This window comes from Enterovibrio norvegicus (assembly GCF_002876705.1).
In the GTDB taxonomy this organism is placed as follows: domain Bacteria; phylum Pseudomonadota; class Gammaproteobacteria; order Enterobacterales; family Vibrionaceae; genus Enterovibrio; species Enterovibrio norvegicus_B.
Genome location: NZ_MDAG01000009.1, coordinates 91390 through 114723 on the forward strand (window position 1 = coordinate 91390; position 23334 = coordinate 114723).

Consider the following 23334-nt stretch of genomic DNA (forward strand, 5'->3'; position numbering starts at 1 on the left):
ATTCTAATGTTTTTCAATTCCGCTGTGCTTTGACCCCTTTCAAATACGCGTTCGATTCCATTGGACGGTGCTTTTTTGTACTTTTCCCCCGATCATTGACTGGGTAGATTATTAATTGTCAATAAATACAGGTTCTTATAGGTTAGCTATTAATTCTCATTGATAAATAAGTGTGTGTTTATGCGTTGTGATTTCATAGGTTATATGCATCTTGTTTTGTTTGAAATTTAACCGTTTCTTCGTATTTTATTGCGTACTTTCAAGCGATTAAGAAGCAGTGTTTTTATTGTTGATAGTTTAAAAATGGTAGAAGACAGAGTGGGGTTTAACGTCTTAATAACAATGCCTTATGATGTGTATTGTGTTCTTAACACTTTGTCTGAATACTAATATAGCCTTTTCACTCGTGTCTCTTTTTTACCAAATACACTGCTGTAAGTATATTTGTTCCAATATGACGCGCTTTCTGTGCAAATTCTACCCACTTGTCTCTAATGTTAAACAGATCGCGATAGATATTTATCTTTATAAATAAAGATGGTTGTGTTTTTAAACGCTGATAGCTAGCCTCTCACTAACTCGAGTTGTTTCATCAATTCGCTAAAGCTTAAATGCAATAAAGTGAGTAAGGATCTGGTTATGAATATTGATTTCTTTTCGCTGAGCCAGGACGCTAGAACTTCATTACTGAATGCAGTCCATGCATTGAGTACATTAGGGACCTATTCGGAAGGTCAACATCGAACAGCAACTACACCTTTTTTAGATACGATCAATGTGTCGCTTCTTTCCATTCAGATGGAAACGGCTAACTGGAACAATAAGCTCTATGAAATCATTCATTCAGAGATCCCATCCGGTTACTTTGATGAGGAAAGTGCACACGTACTCGTAGATGCGGATGCATTCTCTCGCAGTGCAGAAGAAATGTTGCGTATTCAATCTGAAGCGACTTTCAACTCAAAAGACATTAAATTGGCGACGGACGTGTTATCTGTTATCGGTCAGTTGAAAGTGGCAGTGTTCAAATTGCGCAAATCAATCGAGAACGTCATTAAACTCGAAATGCGCATGCAAGGCGCAGAATCTGTCGATGAAGCCAGTTTTGATGCCATGGCAGACGCACTGACTTCCGTCAGAAAAAGCAAAACACCGACGGTTCTTCACTAATTTTTTGAAATTACCGATTAACATGAGCGTCTCCGCATCAGTCGAGGCGTTCTCGTTAATTCTTTTGCCTCTTCAGCTCTGGCTTACTCAAGTGCTTGCACTCGCGGCTATTCGTGAGACCCTACGCAAAGGCTTTCCCCCTTCATTCTTAGCGTTATCTTCAAAAAATTCTCGTAGTAACCCTCTGTTCGCTATCTATTTAACACTCAATCACATCACATCACATCACGTCACGTTTCGTTGAGTTTATGTTTGATTAAATCGTTAGTGGCGGAATGTTTATTTTAACGGTAAACGGGCAAGATGTGTCTGTGGCCTTTACACCGTCATTGCGTGAATTTTCGAAAGTCATTAGGCATCTAAGGGCTACTGTCTGTGCTAGGAGAGCGAACTCGAAGGTCGAACCGCGGGTTAACAATAACCAATTGATACTACGAATAATATATTAAATAGAAGTGTGACGAAGCCATCTATTCTATAACGCGTATTTTCAATATTGTGCAGCCAATCTCTGCATTTAATATATTGATATAAAGGTAGTTTATGCGCTATTCGGTTATTGCTTCATGGGTTACATTGGCGTTACTGACGGGATGTGGCGGCGATGGTGATCCTTTCGTGGTCGGCTCATCGAAAGTGGTCAACCGTATGTCACCAGTGGAAAGCGGTTTTCAAACCTTCAAATCACGAGACCACAGTGTCAGTGCATTGAGCCAAGGTGATAGGCAAACGCGAGAAATACGCTCTAGCAAATATGTCTATGAAAACCCGGAACTTGGCGCGAGTAATGCCATTACTTTTGAAAGCGTTGATGTTGAAACGGGAGAGTCTGAAACTGCGCCGAGTCCGACGGTGGTGAGCGTAGTGGATCTCAACACCCAATATGCGGCAATCAATATGAAAAATGTCACGATCACGGCGAACGGCCAGAAGCAGCGTGGCAGTTATACATTGATTCAAAACAAGCAGTCTGGCGATCTCTATCCGTTAATTGAAGATGGCAACGCCATTTACAAAACGGTTGTTGCAGAACATGAGGCATGGATGACGTCCGCACGTTTTTCAAATGTTGCTGATGAATCGCGTATTTACATGCGCCATGGAGATGGAAAAAGTCTTCATGTAGCAGAACTGGTTAATGGCCAATTTGAAATTTCCCCCATATTTAATGACTACTTCCGAAATAATTGGGTATTGCCATCTGGCGATGTCATCACGCTGCCATGGGATGCTTCTGAATTAACGTGGAAAGAGAAAGCGACGGGGAAAACGTTTACTCACGCATTTGATAATTCCGCAAACACCTTGCCATTTATCTACGAAGATGTGCTCTACTACGCGAACCTTACGTCGGGCGCTGTGTATCAACTTACAACGAATGGCGAGAACATTGGGGTAGGCACGACGGAGTGGTCTGCAAATGGCTATCAAACAGATGCGAATGCCATGAGTGTTCGACGCGGTGACTATGAGATGACGTCAGACTGTTCCGTGTATAAATTTGATAGCGAGAACAAACGTATTTCCCGTGTTCATCATGCAGATCTCCAAGGCGGCGTTGCATCCGCCGCAGGTCAGAATTCGCTTTATTGTGTGCGTAAAACCGGCACTGATGATAACGGTTTGCCGTCAATTGCACGTTTTGATATTACCACTCAACGCGTTGATAACATTGAAGCCACAAGCGGTAGCGTGCTGAATGCAGGTGAACGTTTTGTGGTTGTTAGTGATGAGGAAGTGATGTTCTATCAATACCCAAACGGCTCGTTCTCTGAATATTATGTGAATGTTGAAACAGGGCTGACATCAGAAAAAGTCACGTCAGCAATGAGCGTGATTAAGATGCAAACGGTGCAACTAACAAACTGATTCGCTGTTTCCGTCTTGATTAGACATAAAAAACGCCAGCATTTGCTGGCGTTTTGTTGTCTGTAGTTTGGGTAGTGTTAGCTTTGCAGAATCATCAATGGCAGTGCCAGCATGTCATCACCTTTGGTCGCAAAGTAAATGATCACGCCAATCAGAGACGCCACAGTTGCCAAATACCATACAGTACTGAACAGTTGCCCATAACGGGTGAGCGGCAGTAGGTGAGAGTGGTGACGATACTTCCATTCAAACACAATCTCCGCACTACCTATCAACAGCAAGAAGCCGAGTAGGGCGAGTCCGAAGGTATAGCTAACAAACACACCGACTGCTGCGCCAGCTACACACGCAATCAAGCCTGCGATACTGTTCATCGAAAAGCTGATGCTTTTGAGTATGTGCCCGCCATCAAGCGGCAAGATAGGCAGTAAATTAAACAGGTTCAACAGGGCGTTAAAGGTCGCAATGCCCGCAAAGAAAATGTTGCCAGTGATCCAATAAGCCACCATGGCGGCTAACGACATAAACAAACCGAAGGTCGGGCCCATGATAGAGATCACCACGTCTTGCCAGCGTGTGTTTATTTTTTCATCACTGAGTGCCGCGCCGCCGACGAACGGAATCAAATAGATTCCTTTGGTTTTCATGCCGAAGTATTTCATGGCGCGAATATGCCCATACTCATGCACGACCAAACACGCGATTAACGTGACGGCAAATTGCCAAGAAAAAAGCCATGAATAGGCAGCAACACTTGCACCAGCAAGTACCACTTTAATGACCTTGGCACTTTTGAATAGCTTCATGCCGAGAGACGCTAAACCAATCAGACTAAATTTCGTCTTGGCTTGCGGTTCAACTACCGGCGTTTGACGCTCGATGTCTTTTTCATCGCGAGAACCTGATTCCACCACTTCGTCGTTAACGGTAACGCGATAGTCGATCGTAAACGGCTGCCAAGTTACGGTGGAAGCGACGTTGACCGTTAAGATCAGGTCGTCTCTTGCGAGTTGAAATGAGTGTGCTTTTTCTTCTTCGCTGTCCGCACTTGCGGCCAATTGAGAGACCAGCTGGTTATCCCAGTAAAGCGCTTGCCAACCTGCGAGCGACCCTTCTAAGCGAAGCGGTTTGCCCAGGCAAGAAATATTGAATAATTCCAAAATGATGCAAAGAGTAGTGAGTGATGGCCGCTAATGTACCAGTTTTTGCTTCCACCTTACATCAGGCTGACTAAGCATTGGTGAGTGTTGGGGCAACAATGACTTTGCGCGGATTAGTGTCACTCTCCTCAAACTGCTCAATCAGGCGCTTTGCGGCTTGTCGGCCTATTTCCTTCGCATCAGAGTTTACAAAGGTGATGGGGGGTTCGGTGAGCTCTGCATCTTGTACCGCATCAAAACCCACAATGCTGAGTTGTTTGCCGATAAAAATGTCTTCCCCAACAGAACGGCCCACGCGCGCGATACCCTGAACAGCACCTACCGCGGTTGAAGAATAATGACAAAGGATGGCGGTGATCTGTGGATGAGTGACTAACAGCTCTTGAACGGCTTTGGCAGCAGGGGCTTGGCCTGCATCACATTCAATCACCCATTCTGGTTTGAGCGGCAAGCCAAATTGCATCAAGGTGCTGCAATAGCCACCAACACGTTCTGCACGACAAAGAGAGCTGCTTTTTCCGCCGACATACGCAATGCGCCGATGGCCTTGATTGATCAGGTGTTCGGTCGCCATTTTGGCGGCACTGGCGTTATCAGGGCCGACATAGTCAATCTGTTGATTCAATGATGCGCGGGAAATACACACCATAGGTAATTTGTGCGCCTTCAATACATCAGCATTGACGTGCTGGTTTTCGTTGTTCGGACAAAACGCGATACCGCCGACGCCTTGGCGCGCCATGGTCAGCATGCAATGCTCGAACTTTTCGTCACTCTCGCCACTTTGTGCGAGGAAAACCATATAGCCTTGTTTTTCTGTTTCTTCGCAAAGCCCGGCGGCGACTTGTGCGTAATACGGATCACTGATGTCTTTTAAGATCAGCCCGATGATTTCGCTACTATTGGAGCGAAGGTTAGCGGCAGATCGGTTCTTCACGTACCCCAGTGCTACAACTGCGTTATTTACCTTTTCTATGGTGTCGGGCGAAATGCGCCCTTTGTTGCTAAGTACCATAGAAACAGTGGTAACAGAGACGCCAGCGTGTTCAGCCACTTCCGTGATGGTCACTTTTTTCAACAGATTCCCTTTTTCAGCATAGGTAAAACGTTTTATCACTCAAGCATACGGTTATTTTCCCGTTTTTCAAAGCCGATCAAATTTGCTGACTATGCAATCATGCACAGATCACAAATGTTTTGATAAAACGTTTTATCAAAATTTTTCCTTCCCTATTATCCGCGTAGAAAACACATAGTCCTAACGATAGGGCTGTAACCAGCACAACTGTCATGTTTCTCAATTTCGGAGAGTGGTTATGACGAACAAAGCGACAAAATCCACCATGTGGGAATTCCTACAAAGCCTTGGCAAAACCTTCATGCTGCCAGTGGCACTTCTTGCATTCTCAGGCATTTTATTGGGTGTGGGCAGTTCACTGTCGAGCTCAGCGATTCGCGAAGCGATCCCATTTTTAGATAACACCTTGCTTCAATACCTGTTTATGTGGATGACCAAGATTGGCTTGGTGGCATTCATTTATCTGCCAGTGATGTTCGCGATCGCGATTCCACTGGGTCTGGCACGCGAAGAAAAAGGCGTGGCAGCATTCGCAGGTTTTGTGGGTTACGCAGCGTTCAACTTGGCGATTAACTTCTACTTGACCGTGGCAAATGTGCTGGGCGACCCTGCGGCGAGCAAAGCTTATGGCGTTAAGAGCATCATCGGCATTGAATCAATCGACACAGGCATCTTGGGTGCGGTGTTGGTGGGTATTGTCGTTGCCAAACTACACATACGTTTCTACACCTTCAAAATGCCTGATGCATTGGCTTTCTTCGGCGGTGCACGCTTTGTTCCAATCATTTCAGCCATCACGCTGGGTGTGGTTGGTGTGCTTATTCCTTTCGTTTGGCCTTACTTTGCTGCAGGCATCAACGGTATCGGTAACTTGATTGCAAGTGCGGGTGCGTTTGGTCCAATGCTGTTTGGTACGGGTGAGCGTCTGCTGCTTCCTATCGGTCTACACCACATCCTTGTTGCGCTGGTTCGCTTTACTGAAGCGGGCGGCACCATGGCAGTGTGTGGCGAAACCGTCTCTGGCGCGTTGAACATCTTCTACTCAGAGCTTGCGTGTGCAGAAACCAACGGCTTCACCCCTGAAGTCACGGCGTTCCTTTCACAAGGTAAGATGCCAGCCTTCCTTGGTGGCTTACCTGGCGCGGCATTGGCGATGTACCACTGTGCAAAACCTGAAAATCGCTCAAAGATTAAAGCGCTGCTTATCTCTGGCGTGGTGGCTTGTGTTATCGGCGGTATCACTGAGCCGTTAGAGTTCCTGTTCCTGTTCGTTGCGCCAGCGTTGTACTTCATCCACGCTATTTTGACGGGTCTTGGCTTCATGGTAATGGGCTTGCTTGACGTGACCATTGGTAACACCGACGGCAACATCATCGACTTCTTGGTGTTCGGTGTGCTTCAAGGAACAGCAACGAAATGGTACTTGGTACCTGTAGTGGCAGCGGCTTGGTTCGCGGTTTACTACGGTGTGTTCAAGTTCGCGATTTTGAAGTTCAACCTGAAAACGCCGGGCCGTGAAGTGGATACCGCAGAAGTGGATAGCGAGCTAGAAGCGGCATTCATTAACGAATCAGGCAAAGGCGCAGCCATCCTGAAAGCGCTAGGCGGTAAAGACAATATCACGTCTCTAGACAACTGTATTACTCGCCTTCGTCTGACGGTCGATAACATGGATTTGGTCGATGCAGACAAGCTAAAAGCTTACGGCGCACTAGGTGTGGTGAAGCTCGATGCTCACAGCCTGCAAGTGGTTATCGGTACGCAAGTGCATTTGGTGAAGAATGAAATGCAAGCCTTGATGACAGCAACAGCGAGCTAAACAAACGATTCCCCCAAATGAAATCCCCGGTCTGATAGGTCTCTAGCAGGCTGGGGTTTTTCAGTTTTATTCGTACAAAACACATCGCAATCAGACGATATGAGTTCGGAAGATACAAAGCATGACCAAGACCTTTGATTTTGACACCACGATTGACCGCATGGGCACGTACTGTACGCAGTGGGATTACGTACAAGACCGCTTTGGGAAAGCAGGATTGTTGCCTTTTACGATTTCAGACATGGATTTCGGTGCTCCGGAGGCTGTGGTTGAAGCATTGAAAGCACGCCTAGAGCACCCTGTTTTGGGTTATAGCCGTTGGAATCATGATGATTTTAAAGGCGCGATCGTGCGCTGGTATGCCGCTCGATTTAATACCGAGATAAATGCTGAACACATTGTTTACGGCCCGTCGGTGATTTATATCATCGCGAAGCTGATTGAGAAATGGAGCCATGCCGGCGATGGTGTGGTATTCCAAACGCCAGCTTATGATGCGTTCGATAAGTTGGTTGAAGGGTCAGGTCGTCGCTGTATTCGTAATCCGCTGATCAAAACCGATTCAGGGTGGGACGTGGATTGGGCGCGTCTTGAAGAACAGCTTGCCCTGCCAGACACGACGATTTTCCTACTGTGCAGCCCTCATAACCCAACGGGGCGTGTATGGCGTAAAGAGGAGCTTACCCGCATTGCAGCGTTGTGCGACAAACATGCGGTGGCGGTCATATCCGATGAAATCCACATGGATGTCGCGTTTGAAGCCCACACGCCTTGGCAAGGCTTTGGCATGCAGACGCGTTGGGCGCTCGTCACGTCGGCCTCGAAGTCTTTCAACATTCCTGCCTTGAATGGGGCGTATGCGTTTATTCCTGATACGCAGTGCCGAGAGCATTACTTGTTCAAGTTAAAAGAGGTGGATGGTTTGTCGTCGCCTTCAATCATGGGCGTGTTGGGCATGATGGCGGCGTACGAGCAAGGCGAGCCTTGGTTGAATGCCTTGAACGACTATGTGCGAGAAAATCACACGTATGTCGCGTCGCGCCTGAATTCGGCGTTTCCTTCCGTGAATTACCGCACACCAGATGCAACGTACTTGGCGTGGATTGATTTGTCATCGTTGAACCTAGACATGGACAGATTGCAGCGCGACCTTATTGATTCGTTCAGCGTTGCCATCATGAATGGCAGTGTGTATGGCGAGGCCGGGAAGGGCTATGTGCGTCTAAACTTGGGGTGTTCACGCTCGAAAGTCGAAGCCGGTGTTGATGCTTTGATTGGCGCGATCAGGCTTCAACAGCAATAACATCAGCGCAGAATTGAAAAAATCACGCCGTGCTTGAAGCATGGCGTTTTTCGTTGCTGTGAATGTGAATTCGAACCTGAACTGAATATGAACAACCTCCTCACGCTGGGTTAAGGGTCACCCCGTTAAGCTTCTTACCAACTTAAGCAAAAGCATCTATTGCAAGGTAAGGAGCAACACATGGGATCAGTTAGCGTCGTTATTATCACTCTGAACGAAGAAAAACGTATTGGTCGTTTACTTGACGATTTGTGCCAACAAACGCACCGCGATTTCGAAGTCATTTTGGTGGACTCGAACAGCGACGATGCCACCCGCGAGGTTGCCCGTTCATACGCCGAAAGCTTGCCATCTCTTACTGTTCATCGCATGGAAACCCGCGGCGTAAGCTTAGGGCGTAACACCGGTGCGTCGTTGGCCAACAATGAGCGTTTACTGTTTTTGGATGCCGATGTCCGCTTGTCTGCAGATTTTCTAACCAAAGCGGTTAATCAACTGAACGACAAAGACCTTGAGGTGGCTGGCGTTTACATGGGTGCAAGTAATCTGCCTATGGTGCAAAAGCTGTGTTACACAGCCTTCAACGGCGGCATGTTCGCGACCCAGTTCTTCTTTCCAACGGCAGTCGGTGCCTGCATTTTCTCGACCCGCACCGCACATGCTCAACTGAACGGCTTTGATGAAAGGATCACACTGTGTGAAGACTGCGATTATGTGCGCCGCGCCAGCAAAAATGCACGTTTCAGGTTCATCAACACCACGTTCGATTTTGACCCTCGCCGATTAGATCAAGACGGCATGATGGCAACAGGCATGACATACGTGAAAGCCAATGTGCGTCGTTTCTTCTTTGGGGAAATGCGCAATAACGAAATGGAATACAAGTTCGGCCACTATCACGAGCAAAAGTAACGTGAACGGATTTGTTAGCGAAACACACACAAACATATACACGGTAATTCGAGGCAATCATGTTTGAGTCTTTCGGTCTGTTTTTGGGTGCATTTTTTGATGCGCTGATTGGGCCTAACCTGTTCGTGCCAGCAGAGCCGTTTCTGCTGGCAGCGGGATACCAGCTTTACGACGGCATTGTGTCGGGTGTGTTCATGGTGTTGCTTGGCGGGTTTATGGGGGATCAATTGAGCTATTTTGCGGGTAGGAAATTTGGTAAGCCCGCCCAGCAGAAGTTGATGAAATGGCAGCCTAAAACCCGACGCGCCTTCGCTCGCTGTCGTCGCCTCATGGCAACCAAAGGCACGGCTGCGTTAACCTTCTCACGTTTGTTAGGCCCTGTTGCTTGGGTTGTTCCATTCATGGCCGGCACGCAAAAAATCTCTTGGGGACGATTTACCGTCTTCTCCAGTATCGGTCTATTGCTTGGGGCCGGGCAGTTTATCTTCTGGGGCTATCTACTTGCCGCGGGTGTTGAGCAATACCCGTATATCGATGCGTTTATCAAGATGCTGACCGAGCACAAATACAGCTTGATGGCCGTGGCAGCAACGCTTGCTTTGGCGTGGGTGGGGTATGTTTATCGCTGGAAAAAATTGCTGCCTAAAGTGAGCGTGTTTTTCCTCGCTGCCATGCTGACCGTTAATTACAGCCACTATTTTTGGTTTGCTGACAACTTTGTTGATGCAACGCCGACATCGAGCGTCACGCCTTTGTCGCTCAACTACAAAGCGTACCCGGGGAAATCGCCGATTTTTGATGCGCAGGGCGTCAATGTACTGTTTGTCGGCGAAACACCAAGAACCATGATGGCGTCGTTAGGTTGGTTAGAGAACCAGACCTTTTCTCGCAACGACATTGATTTGAATGACTATGTGGATTTGCTGAAAGGGCAAACACCGCCTGTGTCTGATTTGTTCTGGAATGGTCGTCCGCAAGACATGGCATTCCAACTGCCGGGTGATTTGCTAAAGCGAGCGCATATTCGCTGGTGGCAAGCTGGAATCGATGAAAGGTTGAATCAACCGATGTGGGTGGGCGCAATCAGTTATGACGATGGATTAAAGCTCACCATGTATTCAGGGATCATTACCGTATTACACAGCATTGACCCAAACATTGATGCCGAGCGAGACAAGTTAGCATCGTTGATCAACACAGAATTGCCCGAGATGACGACTGCCTATTATCAAGCCATGCCTGCCTTGGCGGTCGATGAAGACCATGATTATTACAGCGATGGACGTGTGCTGGTGGTGAATGATCCTCAGCTCGTGCTCACGCATCAAGCCCACTGATTTTCCGGTGCTAACGGGGTAACACTCAGAGCGATGAAACGTCGAGTGTCACCCCGCATAGTGTGAGTAGGTGTGGAGACTGAGACGGTAAAGAGAGAAAACTAGCGTGCTCGCTTGACGGTTAACACCACTTTCAATCCACCCATGCGCCCGTTGCACAGGTCGAGTTTACCGCGATAACTGTGGGCGATTTCCTTCACGATGTTTAACCCCAACCCCGTGCCAGGGACGGATTCATCCAAGCGCACACTGCGTTCGAGTACATGCGCCATGTCCTCTTCGGGAATGCCCTTTCCGTCGTCTTCAATACACAGTTGAACCGTCTCTTTACCTTCATCAACCGCGTATACACGGACGAGAGATACCGCCCACTTGTAGCCATTTTCGAGCACGTTTCCGAGCATTTCGTCGAGATCCGCAGGGTCAACCGCCACATCCAATGCATCGTCGAGCTCGTTAACCACGATGATTTCCCGCGAGGCATAAACTTTATCAAACGCCATGGTGATGGCATCGACACGTTCACAGGGATTCGATTTCACCGCCAAAATGTTCATTGAGCCTGCAACCCGTACTCGCCCTAAGTGATAGTCGATTTGGGTTTGGATTTGCGTCACTGAAGGTAGCAGCTTCTTCTGGGTTTCCTCGTCGAGGGTTAAAATGTCATTTTTCAGCACAGACAATGGCGTTTTTAGCGCGTGAGATAAATTCCCCGCATGGTGTCGTGCCCGCGAAAGCAGTTCGTGATAATGAAATAGCAGGGCATTCAAGTCCGACACCAAAGGCGACACTTCTTGCGGGTAGTTGGTACTTAGTGCGTCCTGTTTTCCTTCTTTCAGCGCGACCAACTCCCGTTGCATGTCATTTAAGGGCAATAATGACCACGCGACTTGCAAACCAATAAGCACCAAAATACCAATGAACAACATCGACAAAATCACCCACAACTTACTGGTAAGGCTTTTGAGTACATCTTCAGTTGGGTCTTCATCAATACCGATCATGACTTTGATGGGATGTTGGCTGCCGTCAGGTAACCACGAATCAGAAATCGTAATCAGGGTTTCTTTGCGCGCGCCATGCACTTCTTTGAGAGGACCTTTCACGTCCTCATAGAAATCTTTGCCCGCGAGAGAAGGGGATCGCAGTTGTTGGCTTCCCGCATTGATAGACCAGTACAAACCGCTAAAACGTTGCTGAAATCTGGGATCAGAAAGCGGCTGAGTGAGCTGCAAAGTCTGATCGTCAGCAACCTGCAGGTTGGCAGAGATTTCGCTCATCGAGAGTTGTAAGCGCTCTTTGGTCGCATCGACGAGGTAATCATTCACCAGCACAGGAATACCAACACCTGCAATGGACACCATCACGGTTAACCAAATGACGGTCGCCAGCAATAAGCGGCTTTTTAAGCTCAGCTTTCCAATGTAGCTGACTCTACTGCGCATTAAATTGATACCCCAAGCCGCGAACTGTTTTGATGATGTCAGGCGATATTTTCTTTCTGATCCGTCCGATAAACACCTCAACCGTGTTCGAATCACGCTCAAAATCCTGCTTGTAGATGTGCTCAGTAAGCTCCGTTTTGGAGATCATCTTTTCGGGGTTGTGCATGAAATGCGCGATGACTTTGTACTCCAATGCCGTCAGGCTCACTGTTTGCCCCTGCCATAACACCGTGGAGGTCCGGGTATCTAAACTCAAGTTGCCCAACTGCAAAATAGGGGAAGCACTGCCAGAGGCGCGACGAAGGTGCGCCCGTAAACGCGCCGTTAACTCGAGCATTTCGAAAGGCTTGGTGAGGTAATCATCTGCGCCAGCATTTAGCCCTTCAACGCGCTGTGACAAGGTATCGCGCGCACTGAGAATAATCACGGGCGTGTTGATGTTCTCGTCACGGATGCTTTTTAGTACCGTTAAACCGTCGATTTTCGGTAAGCCGAGATCAAGCACGATGGCATCCCAAGGCTCTGAAGTAGCACGGTAGAGGGCATCAATGCCGTCTTGAGAAAGCTCAGGCATCCAATCATTTTTTTCTAGCGTTTCGAGTATTTGCTCACCCAAACGTGGTTCATCTTCCACCACTAAAATCTTCATTCTTTCACTCTCACGAATTCGTCTTTTCTATCCTGCCTGAACACGGGAGCAAAGTGCGTCCCATTGCTGAAAAGCGACGTAAATCAATACGTACTGAGTAATGCTCATAACAAAAGTATGGTCGAGAGAATGTGAAAAGAAGGTAGAAAAAATAGAGAAATATGGGGGAATTGCCATATTTCGATACGTCACGGCTTCACCACAGTTCCATCTTTTGGTTTTCAGCTCAGTTGAGTCTTGAACAACGAATCATTTGGAATTGAGATGTGTAAATTATTAAATGTATCGACAATTCAACAGTGAGACGAAAGCGCTTTCATAATGGCGTTATTTTGATTGAGGCAATGATGGAATTGTCTATTCTGATGTATATGAAGGGAGTCAAAATGAATTACTTGCAACGAGTGTTGGCTATTCTCGCTGTCGTATTATTGTCTGGTTGTGCGGCAAAACCTATTGAGATTACAGAAAATTACTGGACAGATAGTCCGCAGAAAACAATAGCTATCGCTTTTGTTAAACCACCAGCGATGGGGGCTCATCGATCAGGGGCGCAAGGACTATTGGATATGGCGATTAATGAGGCCGTAACAGATACGGTTCAAGGGCATATCAGTACATTAAACTATGATTCTTTCGACAAAGGCTCATCTTATCTTGTCTCACATATTGAGGAAAAGGGGGCATTAGCATTTGTACTACCGGATTATTATGAATCAGACGAAGGTGACAAACTGCCAAAAGACAGTGTGAAAGAGGGCTTTTTTGAATATGACCTTGCGAAGTTTAAAGAGCTTTACAGCGATGCAACTCACCTGCTTGTCATCCAAGCTAAAGCGGCTGGAACAATAAGAGACTATTACGGTTTTATACCTTTGTCTTCCCCTCGTGGATATCTTTATGCCGACGTAATCATGGTTGACGTTAGTAACAACAAAATAGATTTAAGACAAACAATCGTAGAGCAAGTGGAATTGACGTCAAACGCAGCATGGGATGATCCAGAAAATGGATTCCCAGAAATTTCAAAAATTGTAGAGAAAGCGTTATTGAATGGGCGAGATAGAATCATAAAATTACTGTAATTTTGTCCTATAAACAAAAGCCCGCAGAAGCGGGCTTTGATTTTTACGCTTTTTCCTCAAACTTCGCAGTAAAGTGCCTCAATACTGCAGGCTCATAGGTAAAGGTCAATCCTTTCAGCGATGACGCTTGGTCCTTCAATTCAATCAACGCATCGGCGATGTAATCCATGTGGTCGTTGGTATACACCCGACGTGGAATAGTGAGTCGCATTAATTCCATCGGCGAGGTTTTTTGTTCACCCGTGGCTGGGTTTCTGCCAAGCAGTAAAGAACCAATCTCGACGGCGCGAATACCCGCTTCCACATAAAGTGCGTTCGCAAGCACATGACCTGGAAACTGATCGCCAGGGAGGTGAGGCAACATTTTTCCCGCATCGACGAACACGGCATGTCCACCCGTTGGGTATTGAATGGGAATGCCACCTTCTCGTAAACGTTCACCTAAGTATTCCACCTGACGAATCCGGTAGTTGAGGTAGTCTTCATCTGCGCCCTCATACAGACCGCGGGCGAGGGCTTCCATGTCTCTACCAGCCATGCCGCCGTAAGTGACAAACCCTTCCATTGGTACGCAGCGTGTTTGCACCGCTTGGAACAACTCCTCGTGGTCACGCACGCAACACAAGCCGCCAATGTTAACGAGGGGGTCTTTCTTCGCTGACATCGTGAGCATGTCGCCGTAGGTGTACATTTCACGAATGATCTCAGTGATTGTGGCGTTCTCGTAACCTGTTTCACGCTGTTTGATAAACCATGCGTTTTCGCAATAACGCGCGGAGTCGATCACCACGGGAATATCAGCTTCTTTGGCGATGTCATACACCGCGCGCATGTTCGCCATGGATACCGGCTGACCGCCTGAACTGTTGCACGTCACGGTTGTGATGATCGCCGCGATGTTTTCCGCGCCATAGTGGGCGATGGTTTCGCGCAGTTTGTCGAGGTCGAAATTGCCTTTCCAATCGTCATAGGTGTCGGTATCGAAAGCCTTCTCGGTTAACACGTTAACAGGAGTGCCGCCGTTCAATTCGACGTGACCTGCGGTGGTATCAAAGTGGTAATTAGAGATGAACACCGGATCGGTGCCGCCGCGCACTTGTCGCATGCGTTCGATTAAACAGGGAAACAAGATTTGCTCTGCGCCGCGCCCTTGGTGGGTCGGCACAGTGAGCTTGTAACCAAAGAAGTGCTCTACCGCGTCGCAGAGATGGTAATAGTTTCGGCTACCTGCATAAGATTCATCACCCATCATCATGCCTGCCCATTGATTGTCGCTCATTGCGCCAGTGCCTGAGTCGGTGAGTAGATCAATGTAGACATCTTCGCTGCGCAGCAAGAAAGGGTTTAACCCTGCTTCTTGCAGTGCCTTGGCACGGTATTCAGGCGTGGTCATTTTGATGGGTTCAACCATCTTGATGCGGAAAGGTTCTGGTAATCGTTTCATTGTTTTGATCCTATTTTTTGCCCAAAGCCGCGCCCTTTTTGGTCGCGCAGAACTTGTCGCCAAGCATTGGTTTCTAAGAACTTATCGCCAAAAACTATCGCTAAGAACTTACCGTAAAGTTTGGAGCGCGTATGGCATTGGGCGTATCGATCACAAGAGGAGGCAATTCGCAGGGGTCTACTTCTTGAATAGCAAGACGAAGAGATCGCAAAAGAAAGCGCTAAACACTCAGTGAACGAGAAAATTAAAAATGTGAGGGTGACGCGAAAGCGTCAAACAGGATCAAACGCGAGGGAAATCGTAGGCGAGTTGAATATCATTGTTGTACCAGTGTGACAGCAAAGCGCTGTCAGAATGATTGCTGCACAGGTTGCAGTAAAACATCAGCACTATCCTCCTTGTCGTTGGTAAACATGTCTTTAATGGCCACATTTGCACAGTTCCAAGGTATTAACACCTCGTGCCGCACAAAATACGTCTCTATCCATTTACCCTAGCTGAACTTTCTTTCTTATGAAACACCGAGTGTTAAAACAAAAGTATGAGTTTCACGCTGGTTTCAATTCCGAGACACATTGCTAGGTGCTTTCGTGCATATATTGATCGTGGGTTCAGTCGTGATGCTAGCTAAGAGGGGAACCTGCCTTATGTTACCAGACCAATTTAAGATGAAGGTGGATAATCAAGTGTTTAAAACGATGTGCGTAGTCGATACATCAAATGCTTCATGGAAAAACCAGAAGCAACCTCTTTCATTTTTTGATGATGTTCGCACGCGAATTTCCAGTAACGCACACATGGATGATGCGTTTAAATCTTCGTTAACTGATCGCTTGAAAACGTTATCTCAATCTTCGCTAAATATACTCGTCGTGGGGTCGCAGGGGGTGGGGAAAACCTCCACCTTAACGCAACTGTTTGGCCAACATGATTGGGATCATGATGCTATTCAGTCATCGTCTGCGCTTATTCGTCATGAACTAAATCAATTGACCTGCTGGGAAGGTTTGTTGCCGAGTGAAAGTCAAAAGCCTGAGCAGGCAGATTGCGAAATCAGTGCATTGCTTTCAGAAACTGCAGCAAATGGCTTGCCGTTGGTCGATTTGGTGCTGGTGGTATTGGATTCAAGTAGCGCCAATATCGATAACGCCTATGTCGATATTCAGAGAACCCTTATCGCTAAGTTGGGTGAGCATGCAGAGCAGCGTTTGGTTGTACTGATGAACAAGGTGGATAAAGTCGCACAATGTATTCGTGGTGAAGACGTTGAAGATATTGAATGCATTGAAGAGATGATGCCACTCGATGCGGAAGTTTGGTTAGATTGCACCTCAGCAGCGATTCGATTCCACCTTCGAGAAAACGCAGGCATTCATATCACGCCAGTGCCTTACAGCGCCGTTGCGGTGCAAAAAGGCGAATCGGTACGTTCTTATAACCTCATTAAATTGATGGCGCGATTGATGGTCGCGCTTCCGCCAGAAAAACGCTTGATGCTGTTGAATCAGCCGTTGTCACAAGGCGATGATACATGGCGTTATCACGATGAAAGAAAGATCTACATGCAATCAATCGAAAACCTTTGTTTCGATTCCTTGCATAGAGGGGCTCGAGATGGCGACCGTTTCGGTGGTCAACTTGGTGCATTTTTAGGTCGACATGGTCGCGCGCTTGGTGACATTGTGAGTGATGGATTGAGAAAACAATTCGGCACGAGTGTGTAACTGATCCTAAATGAAGGCGAGCAGACCATTGCCCGCACTTCCCAGCCATAGAGGATAATCCTATGGAAAATAACAGCGCTTTTTCACGCCAGCTTTCCCGCTATATTAGCCAATCTCCCATTCTTGATGAATGGAAGACATCGAGCCTTCAATTACGTCTTCATCAACTCAGTGACCAGCCTTTAAATATCCTATTTACAGGGCCATCGGGAGTGGGGAAAAGTGCCACCATCAACGCGCTTTTCGCAACGGAGGATTTTGAAACATCAGGGACTGATGATGAGGGCGCGATTGTGCGTTTTTCATTGAACAATTTGGTGCTTTGGGATTTCCCTGGCTATGCCTCAGATGATTCCGCATCGGCCATGCAGCTTGCTGCAACCTTGAGTGAAAATGATGAAGCCGGGAAGCCCCTCATTGATGTGGTTGTTGTGGTGTTAGATGCCTCGCAACAAAACTTGAATGATGGGTATCAGTTGATCAATAAAGTCATTGCGCCTGCACTTGGTGAGTCGGCCGAGCAACGCATGTTGGTGATGTTGAATAAAGTGGATGCTGCGCGCCACAGCTATGAATGGGCATACGTGAATGAAGCCTGTTCGTCTGAGGTTGAAATTTGGCCAGAAAGCACTGCCTCTTTGCTTCGCCATTGCTTATTGAGGGATGCAGAGCTTGAGGTCGCCCCAGTGTCTTATGCGGCAGAATTCTCTCGTAAGGCAGACACCATGCGCCCTTACAACTTGCTCAAAGTGATGAACGAAATATTGGTGCGTTTGCCTGAAGAAAAGCGTTTAACGCTGCTTGATGCACCGCTAAATCAGCGTGCCTTGAATTGGTGTGACAGCGACAATCGGCGCAATTATCTTACGCAGCTTGAGAATAACCTGTTTGATTTGGTGTATCAGGATGCAAAAGACGGGGCGCGATTTGGTGGCTTGCTCGGTGCGCACAAAGGCAAACAAGGGCGTGAGCTTGGGTATTTGTTACGACGACAGCTGCATGCATCGCTGAAGATTAGCTAGTCATTTGCTTCTCAAAGAAATCAAAAAGGGGCCGTTTGGCCCCTTTTTTTATCGGTGTTTGATCAGTGCGCGAGCGCTAGTCCCACTTGAAATCGTCAATGCGCTCATCGGCGATGTAGAACAACAAATCATTCGGCTTGATGTCTGCATCAAGCGCTGGGTTTAGCATCACTTCGTTGTCACGGCGCAGCCCGATCAATGTCGCATCGTAGTCCGTTTTCATGCGGAGGAACAATGCATTCACTGTGGTGTGATGAGCATTGGCAGGGTATTCGACCGCGTATTGCGTCATGCCTTTACGCGTGTTCAATAGCTCATGGTGAAGCTCTGAAGAACCGGGATCGACAGCGGCTTTTGCCATCATTTCTACCGATACAGAAGGCACGCATTCGGCATTCGGGCAGTGAGATTTCAGCAAGTTGCTCAGTACTTCATCTTGGAAGTAAGCGAGAATGTGAACATCAGGGTTTTTGCTGGCGCAGAAGAGCGCAGCAGAGAAGGTGATGTCATCTTCTGGATTATCGATGATGATGCAATCGGCATCTTTTACACCGGCGCGCGCCATGCTGGCTTCGTCGGTAAAACTGGCGGTGCGAACAAACTCTATTTCTTTGGGAAGCGGATTTTCCATTTCAGGTCGTACACAAAGCACGATAGGACGTCCGTCTTTTTCTTCATGAAGCAACATGTCAATGAGATGCAGAGTACGATGCTCATTCCAACCCAAAATTAAAATGTGTCCTGACACGTCAATACTCCTTTTGCCTAATAATCCACGACGCCAATAATTGATTGCAACCCCTGCTAATCGACCTACTGCGATAGCAAAAATACCGAGACCAATAGGGATCACAAACAACGCGACCACCCATTTTCCCGCTACCGTGGTAGGGGACATATCGCCATATCCAACCGTTGAGGCGGTGACGAATAAATAATAAATAAAATCCACGAAAGGCGTGGTGAGGGCTGTTTCGCCCGCAAGCGTGAGCATTACCCAACTCAGTACCGCATAGGCGAGCACTGCCATGGCAACATGTTTGCCACTCAATCGTTGAAATTGTGAGGTGATCCACCTGCGCACCATGTACCACTTTAACATTGATGCACTCCACACCCTTTTGCGGAGACGGTAGTTAGATACGTCATATCGCGAGAGAAGTTGATCCTCTTCGATGTCTCGATGCCTGTCACGAAAGCTCCGTTTTGTGATGATTGAATGTCACAACTATACCAGTTGCCGGCGGGGTCAATTTTCTCAAAGTTGCTGAATGTGAATAAGTTCTCATCCTCATTCATGGCGAATTATAGCATTTGCCAGTACAGTCATTGGCAGCAAGAGGCATAGAGGCAAGATGCATAGAGGTAACGTGTATGAGTGAGAACAAATACCTAGATGAGTATTCAGACGCCAGCTTTTGGAGCAAGGTGAAGGGTTTTGCGCAGAAGGCCGGGTACGATGTACTTGAAAAGGCGCTGAAGCTTTATTATTCCGCAACAGATGATGACACACCAAAGTGGGCAAAAACCACGATCTTTGCTTCCTTGGGGTACTTCATTACGCCGATTGATGCGATTCCTGACCTGACACCTGTCGTGGGCTTTTCTGATGATTTGGGTGTGTTGGTTGCTGCTGCGGCAGCCGTGGTGATGCATGTGAAATCTGAGCACACTGACAAGGCCAATGAAAAGCTGGTTCAGTGGTTTCATAAAGACAGTGATGCCGAAAAAACAGATGAATAGCTATGTTTAAGGAGACTGCCCTTGTCTAAAGTGACGCGTATTTCTCTCAGTGATGCCTTTTCCAAGGTGTCCTTTCTGGATGGCAGAACACCAGAGCATTCTCTTTCAGGTGATGGACAAGATTGCTTTGGTACGCTGTCTGACTACCGTGATGGCGGCATCTTTATCGCGCATTACTCTGGAAGCAGTGAATGGGAACGCCACCCTGGTGATGAATTGGTCCAAGTGATTGAAGGGGAAACCACAATCTATCTCTTGATCGACGGAGATGAAAAGCCCGTTTCACTATTAGCAGGGGAATGCGTGGTAGTGCCGCAAGGTATTTGGCACCGCTTTAGCACACCAGTGGGTGTGAAAGTGATGACCGTTACTCCGCAACCGACAGAACACAGCATTGCTTTTCCAAGCACCTAGACGCGTGTTGGAGGAAATAGTCAGCCCTTGCGCGATTTATCGCTGTCACGCTGCTGCGTGAATGCGTAGAATGCCAGCCCTGCGTTTCCCAGACCAAGCTGCAACTGGATTTCAACATGGTAAAGCCAAGTAAAAATAACCCTCAACAGAAAAAAGGTTTGCACCCACGCAACCCGCATCGTGCCCGTTATGATTTTCCTGCCTTAATGAAAAGCACCCCAGCGTTGGTGCCGTTCGTGAAGAAAAATCCGTTCGGCGATCTGTCTGTTGATTTCTCCAATCCAGACGCAGTGAAAACGTTGAACAAAGCATTGCTGCATCATTTTTATCACGTTGAGTTTTGGGACATTCCTAAAGGCTATTTATGTCCGCCTATCCCTGGGCGTGCTGATTACCTGCACTATCTCGCGGATCTGCTTGCAGACACCATTGGTGGCGAAATTCCACGGGGTAAGAAAGTGAAAGGGCTGGATATCGGCATGGGGGCAAACTGCGTTTACCCTATGGTGGGACACCGTGTTTACGGCTGGCAATTCGTTGGTGCAGATATTGACCCGGTTTCGGTAAAAAGTGCGACCTTACTGGTGGATGCAAACGCATCCTTAAAAGGCGGTATTCAGTGCCGTTTACAAAAAGATGCAGACAACATTTTTACCGGCATGATCAACGCCGACGAGCGTTTTGACTTTACCATGTGTAACCCGCCTTTCCATGCTTCAATGGAAGACGCGACGAAAGGCTCAGAGCGCAAAGTGCGCAACCTTGCCGCGAACGCGAAGAAAAAAGGGTCAGAAAAATTCAAGGTTCAACCGTTCGAGAAAAAAGCCGCAAACACGCCACATCAGAAAACCAAACCTGAACTGAATTTTGGCGGCCAAAACGCAGAGTTATGGTGTCCGGGTGGAGAGGCTGCTTTTATCAAACGGATGATCGAACAAAGCGCCGCGTTCAAATCACAATGCTTATGGTTCACCACCATGGTGTCGAAGAAAGAAAACTTGCCTGCGATTAACCAAGCGTTAAAAGCGATGAAGGCAAAAGAGATCCGCACCATTGAAATGGCACAAGGTCAGAAAATCACCCGCGTCGTCGCATGGACCTTCTTGAATAAAGAAACCCGCGATGAATGGTGTGGTGCGTGGAAAAGGTAAACATCAAATCTGAAAGCAGTAAAAATGCAGGCACGTCCTGCATTTTTATTGCCTGGCATTTATAAAATACATGCACGTTGATTTTATTATATGCGCGAAATGAATATATCTTTGATGTGCTCGAGTAGGGTTGCCTTCGCACTGAGAGATGTTCTTTCTCAGTTCTATCACTCTTGTCTCATGTATCTCACTGTTAAATATAAATATTGTAAACAGTGCATGGGTCATTTATTATGCGCTCGCCCTTTATTTATGGCGGTATTTATTCACTTTATGAAATGGAATTTTCAGTATTTATGTTTGTAGATGCATATATATTCCGTGTCAATAAGTTGGCTTATATTATAAAAAATGGATGAAAAATGACAAAGTTTACGGAATTTAAAATTGTACATATTGTTGAAGGTGGTTGCGGAACACTTCTATTGGGAGCGAGTGGTTTACCTATTCAAAAAATGGAAGCGGATCTTAATAAATATGCTCAGGATGGATGGCAGGTTGTTTTCCAAATCGTTGAGCAGAAAAGGTTCATGCTATTTTGGAAACGTGAAGCTGTGATCGTGACCTTAGGTCGCTAAAATTGTTAAAGTTTATCTCTTTAACATTGATCCATCGCTACCAAGCGAGCGGTGGATCAAAAAAGTTGCTTAACATTGAATGCAACTTCGTCCCTACCTGCTCTGAATACACGAAACAATGCATTATTAAGTATGGCGCAGTGAAAGGATGGAGACTCGGCCTGTCGAGAATCAAGCGTTGCAACAAACCTGACCTAGTAGAAAAGATCCATGATGAGGTGCCGTAGTGAAGCTATTAGAGCCTTTGGCTGAGTTAGAACAACGCGAAGAAACGCTAAGACAGCGCGTCAATGCGTTGTCAGTAGAAAAGAAGAAAGCGTTTTACGCGGCCCAAGGGGAAAATCTAAAAGATCCTGATACCTATGCCTCGTTGAACTGGTTCTTTCTCGGTGGTTTTCACCATTTATACCTTGGAAAACACACTTTGTTCTTTGTCGAATTCTCGATACTCGTTTTCAGCATTATCGGATTGTTTGCGGGTGTGTATGCCGTTGTTTATTTGCTAATCGCATTGGCATTGTATGAATTGCCGCAGTTGTTTTTCTCTCAAAAAATCGCAAGGCAACACAATTACGACATGTCAGTGAGATTATTCAATGAACTATATCCCAATCAAAGACTGAAATAACATCGTGATTGTGTGAGAAACAAACATTGCTTAAAACTATCCTGATTTAAAGAAACGGCCATCATTGGCCGTTTCTTTTTCGAAAAATTTACTGATAACTAAAACGCGCTAAGTGATTCTGAACGGTAGTCAGCAATGTCCAACTGAACATTGTATTCCTGTGCCCACTCATCAAGCTGCGATTGCGCGTTATTGAGGCTGCTCATGGTGATGGTATTGTCATCAAGCTGCCACAGTTGGCGAGAGCCTTCATAGCTAAATTGGAGCGCCAGCATCGCATCAGGGTTACCTTGTTCGGCTGCGGCAAGGAGCTTTTTGTTCTTGCGGTAGATAAGGTTGAGCGCTTGTTTGAGATCCCACACGTACGTCACTTCACGCATCTTAGGGTGTGATTTCAATTTTAATAGCCCCACCACCAGAGCAATTGAACTGACAACAACACCGAGCAAATTCCAGTGGAAATGCGAACCTGATTCATCAGGGAGGAGGAATATCAAGGTTTGAGAGATCGCCAAGCTTGAAATCGCCAAACTCGCAATACAGCCGACAATCACGATGTTTAAACGTGAACGGTAAAGTGTCTTGTCGATATTCATCAGTTGCATGTGTTATCTCGTGCAGGAGGAGGCTGTAAATCATATCTCTTTTCATCGAGGGATTAAGGGAAACTTTGTTGCAATATGTATACCCAAACAACCTGAAGATGCAGGATTCAGCGAGGTTTACTGACGTTATGATCTAGGCGTCCCTTTGCCGATGTAGTGATCTCCATCAAAAAGGGACAACACCGAGCATGGCGTCAG

At 46.9% G+C, this 23334-nt stretch carries 22 protein-coding genes; 15 read left to right on the plus strand and 7 right to left on the minus strand.

From position 1 onward, the window contains the following. Positions 1 to 639 precede the first annotated feature (639 nt). Together BCT27_RS05770 and BCT27_RS05775 are read left to right on the plus strand one after the other, a co-directional pair. Positions 640 to 1170 (plus strand): hypothetical protein, encoded by a 531-nt coding sequence (locus BCT27_RS05770; protein ID WP_017010373.1) that lies wholly within the window; start codon positions 640 to 642, stop codon positions 1168 to 1170. Between the two features lie 543 nt (positions 1171 to 1713). After that, positions 1714 to 3039 (plus strand): hypothetical protein, encoded by a 1326-nt coding sequence (locus BCT27_RS05775; protein WP_102395298.1) that lies wholly within the window; start codon positions 1714 to 1716, stop codon positions 3037 to 3039. A gap of 77 nt (positions 3040 to 3116) precedes the next feature. On the opposite strand, the gene BCT27_RS05780 is transcribed toward BCT27_RS05775, so the two are convergent. Together BCT27_RS05780 and malI are read right to left on the minus strand one after the other, a co-directional pair. Then, positions 3117 to 4199: a site-2 protease family protein gene (locus BCT27_RS05780; protein WP_102316748.1), complete on the minus strand. Its 1083-nt coding sequence runs from the start codon at positions 4197 to 4199 to the stop codon at positions 3117 to 3119. A 70-nt stretch (positions 4200 to 4269) separates the two neighbouring features. Further along, positions 4270 to 5316: a Mal regulon transcriptional regulator MalI gene (gene malI, locus BCT27_RS05785; protein ID WP_102316747.1), complete on the minus strand. Its 1047-nt coding sequence runs from the start codon at positions 5314 to 5316 to the stop codon at positions 4270 to 4272. Positions 5317 to 5515: 199 nt separating this feature from the next. Between malI and malX the strand changes: the two genes are divergently transcribed. The 4 genes from malX (at position 5516) to BCT27_RS05805 (ending at position 10648) form a co-directional block, all read left to right on the plus strand. Then, entirely contained in the window at positions 5516 to 7096 is a 1581-nt protein-coding gene (malX, locus tag BCT27_RS05790; RefSeq protein ID WP_102395299.1) for a maltose/glucose-specific PTS transporter subunit IIBC, read from the plus strand. 121 nt (positions 7097 to 7217) lie between these two features. Then, positions 7218 to 8399 (plus strand): MalY/PatB family protein, encoded by a 1182-nt coding sequence (locus BCT27_RS05795; protein ID WP_102395300.1) that lies wholly within the window; start codon positions 7218 to 7220, stop codon positions 8397 to 8399. 180 nt (positions 8400 to 8579) lie between these two features. Further along, entirely contained in the window at positions 8580 to 9311 is a 732-nt protein-coding gene (locus BCT27_RS05800; RefSeq protein ID WP_102395301.1) for a glycosyltransferase family 2 protein, read from the plus strand. 59 nt (positions 9312 to 9370) lie between these two features. Further along, entirely contained in the window at positions 9371 to 10648 is a 1278-nt protein-coding gene (locus tag BCT27_RS05805; RefSeq protein ID WP_102395302.1) for an LssY C-terminal domain-containing protein, read from the plus strand. Positions 10649 to 10749: 101 nt separating this feature from the next. Here BCT27_RS05805 and BCT27_RS05810 read toward each other — a convergent pair whose 3' ends face one another. Beyond that, positions 10750 to 12093: an ATP-binding protein gene (locus BCT27_RS05810; RefSeq protein ID WP_102395303.1), complete on the minus strand. Its 1344-nt coding sequence runs from the start codon at positions 12091 to 12093 to the stop codon at positions 10750 to 10752. Further along, positions 12083 to 12742, minus strand: a complete 660-nt coding sequence (locus BCT27_RS05815) for a response regulator transcription factor (protein ID WP_102395304.1) — start codon at positions 12740 to 12742, stop codon at positions 12083 to 12085. The genes BCT27_RS05810 and BCT27_RS05815 overlap by 11 nt, the downstream gene beginning before the upstream one ends. A gap of 386 nt (positions 12743 to 13128) precedes the next feature. Here BCT27_RS05815 and BCT27_RS05820 point away from each other — a divergent pair, with 386 nt between their 5' ends. Then, on the plus strand, positions 13129 to 13827 hold the full coding sequence (locus tag BCT27_RS05820; protein WP_102395315.1) for a cytidine deaminase: 699 nt from the start codon (positions 13129 to 13131) through the stop codon (positions 13825 to 13827). Positions 13828 to 13870: 43 nt separating this feature from the next. Here the strand turns inward: BCT27_RS05820 and BCT27_RS05825 are convergent, their stop codons facing one another. Further along, a complete protein-coding gene (locus tag BCT27_RS05825) occupies positions 13871 to 15271 on the minus strand; it encodes a tryptophanase (RefSeq protein WP_102395305.1) in 1401 nt (466 codons plus the stop codon). 647 nt (positions 15272 to 15918) lie between these two features. Between BCT27_RS05825 and BCT27_RS05830 the strand changes: the two genes are divergently transcribed. Beyond that, complete coding sequence (locus BCT27_RS05830; protein WP_102395306.1) at positions 15919 to 16995, plus strand: hypothetical protein; 1077 nt, start codon at positions 15919 to 15921, stop codon at positions 16993 to 16995. 62 nt (positions 16996 to 17057) lie between these two features. Further along, positions 17058 to 18017 carry a GTPase gene (locus BCT27_RS05835; RefSeq protein ID WP_102395307.1) on the plus strand — a complete coding sequence of 320 codons (960 nt, stop codon included), beginning with the start codon at positions 17058 to 17060 and terminating at the stop codon, positions 18015 to 18017. 76 nt (positions 18018 to 18093) lie between these two features. On the opposite strand, the gene BCT27_RS05840 is transcribed toward BCT27_RS05835, so the two are convergent. Beyond that, on the minus strand, positions 18094 to 19119 hold the full coding sequence (locus tag BCT27_RS05840; protein ID WP_102316735.1) for an ion channel: 1026 nt from the start codon (positions 19117 to 19119) through the stop codon (positions 18094 to 18096). A 272-nt stretch (positions 19120 to 19391) separates the two neighbouring features. On the opposite strand from BCT27_RS05840, the gene BCT27_RS05845 reads away from it, so the two are divergent. The 6 genes from BCT27_RS05845 (at position 19392) to BCT27_RS05870 (ending at position 22531) form a co-directional block, all read left to right on the plus strand. Further along, entirely contained in the window at positions 19392 to 19760 is a 369-nt protein-coding gene (locus BCT27_RS05845) for a YkvA family protein (RefSeq protein WP_102316734.1), read from the plus strand. A 30-nt stretch (positions 19761 to 19790) separates the two neighbouring features. After that, complete coding sequence (locus BCT27_RS05850; protein WP_241908521.1) at positions 19791 to 20174, plus strand: cupin domain-containing protein; 384 nt, start codon at positions 19791 to 19793, stop codon at positions 20172 to 20174. Positions 20175 to 20290: 116 nt separating this feature from the next. After that, entirely contained in the window at positions 20291 to 21325 is a 1035-nt protein-coding gene (gene rlmF, locus BCT27_RS05855) for a 23S rRNA (adenine(1618)-N(6))-methyltransferase RlmF (protein WP_102395309.1), read from the plus strand. Between the two features lie 362 nt (positions 21326 to 21687). Then, positions 21688 to 21903 carry a DUF4177 domain-containing protein gene (locus BCT27_RS05860; protein WP_102316731.1) on the plus strand — a complete coding sequence of 72 codons (216 nt, stop codon included), beginning with the start codon at positions 21688 to 21690 and terminating at the stop codon, positions 21901 to 21903. A 26-nt stretch (positions 21904 to 21929) separates the two neighbouring features. After that, positions 21930 to 22130, plus strand: coding sequence for a membrane protein insertion efficiency factor YidD (yidD, locus tag BCT27_RS05865; RefSeq protein WP_258186763.1), 201 nt, complete (start codon positions 21930 to 21932; stop codon positions 22128 to 22130). Beyond that, the gene (locus tag BCT27_RS05870) at positions 22130 to 22531 is read left to right on the plus strand and encodes a hypothetical protein (protein ID WP_102316730.1); all 402 of its coding nucleotides are present in this window, start codon (positions 22130 to 22132) and stop codon (positions 22529 to 22531) included. Before yidD ends, BCT27_RS05870 begins: the two co-directional genes overlap by 1 nt. A 98-nt stretch (positions 22532 to 22629) precedes the next feature. On the opposite strand, the gene BCT27_RS05875 is transcribed toward BCT27_RS05870, so the two are convergent. Continuing rightward, positions 22630 to 23136, minus strand: a complete 507-nt coding sequence (locus tag BCT27_RS05875) for a DUF3087 domain-containing protein (RefSeq protein ID WP_102395310.1) — start codon at positions 23134 to 23136, stop codon at positions 22630 to 22632. Positions 23137 to 23334: the final 198 nt, after the last annotated feature.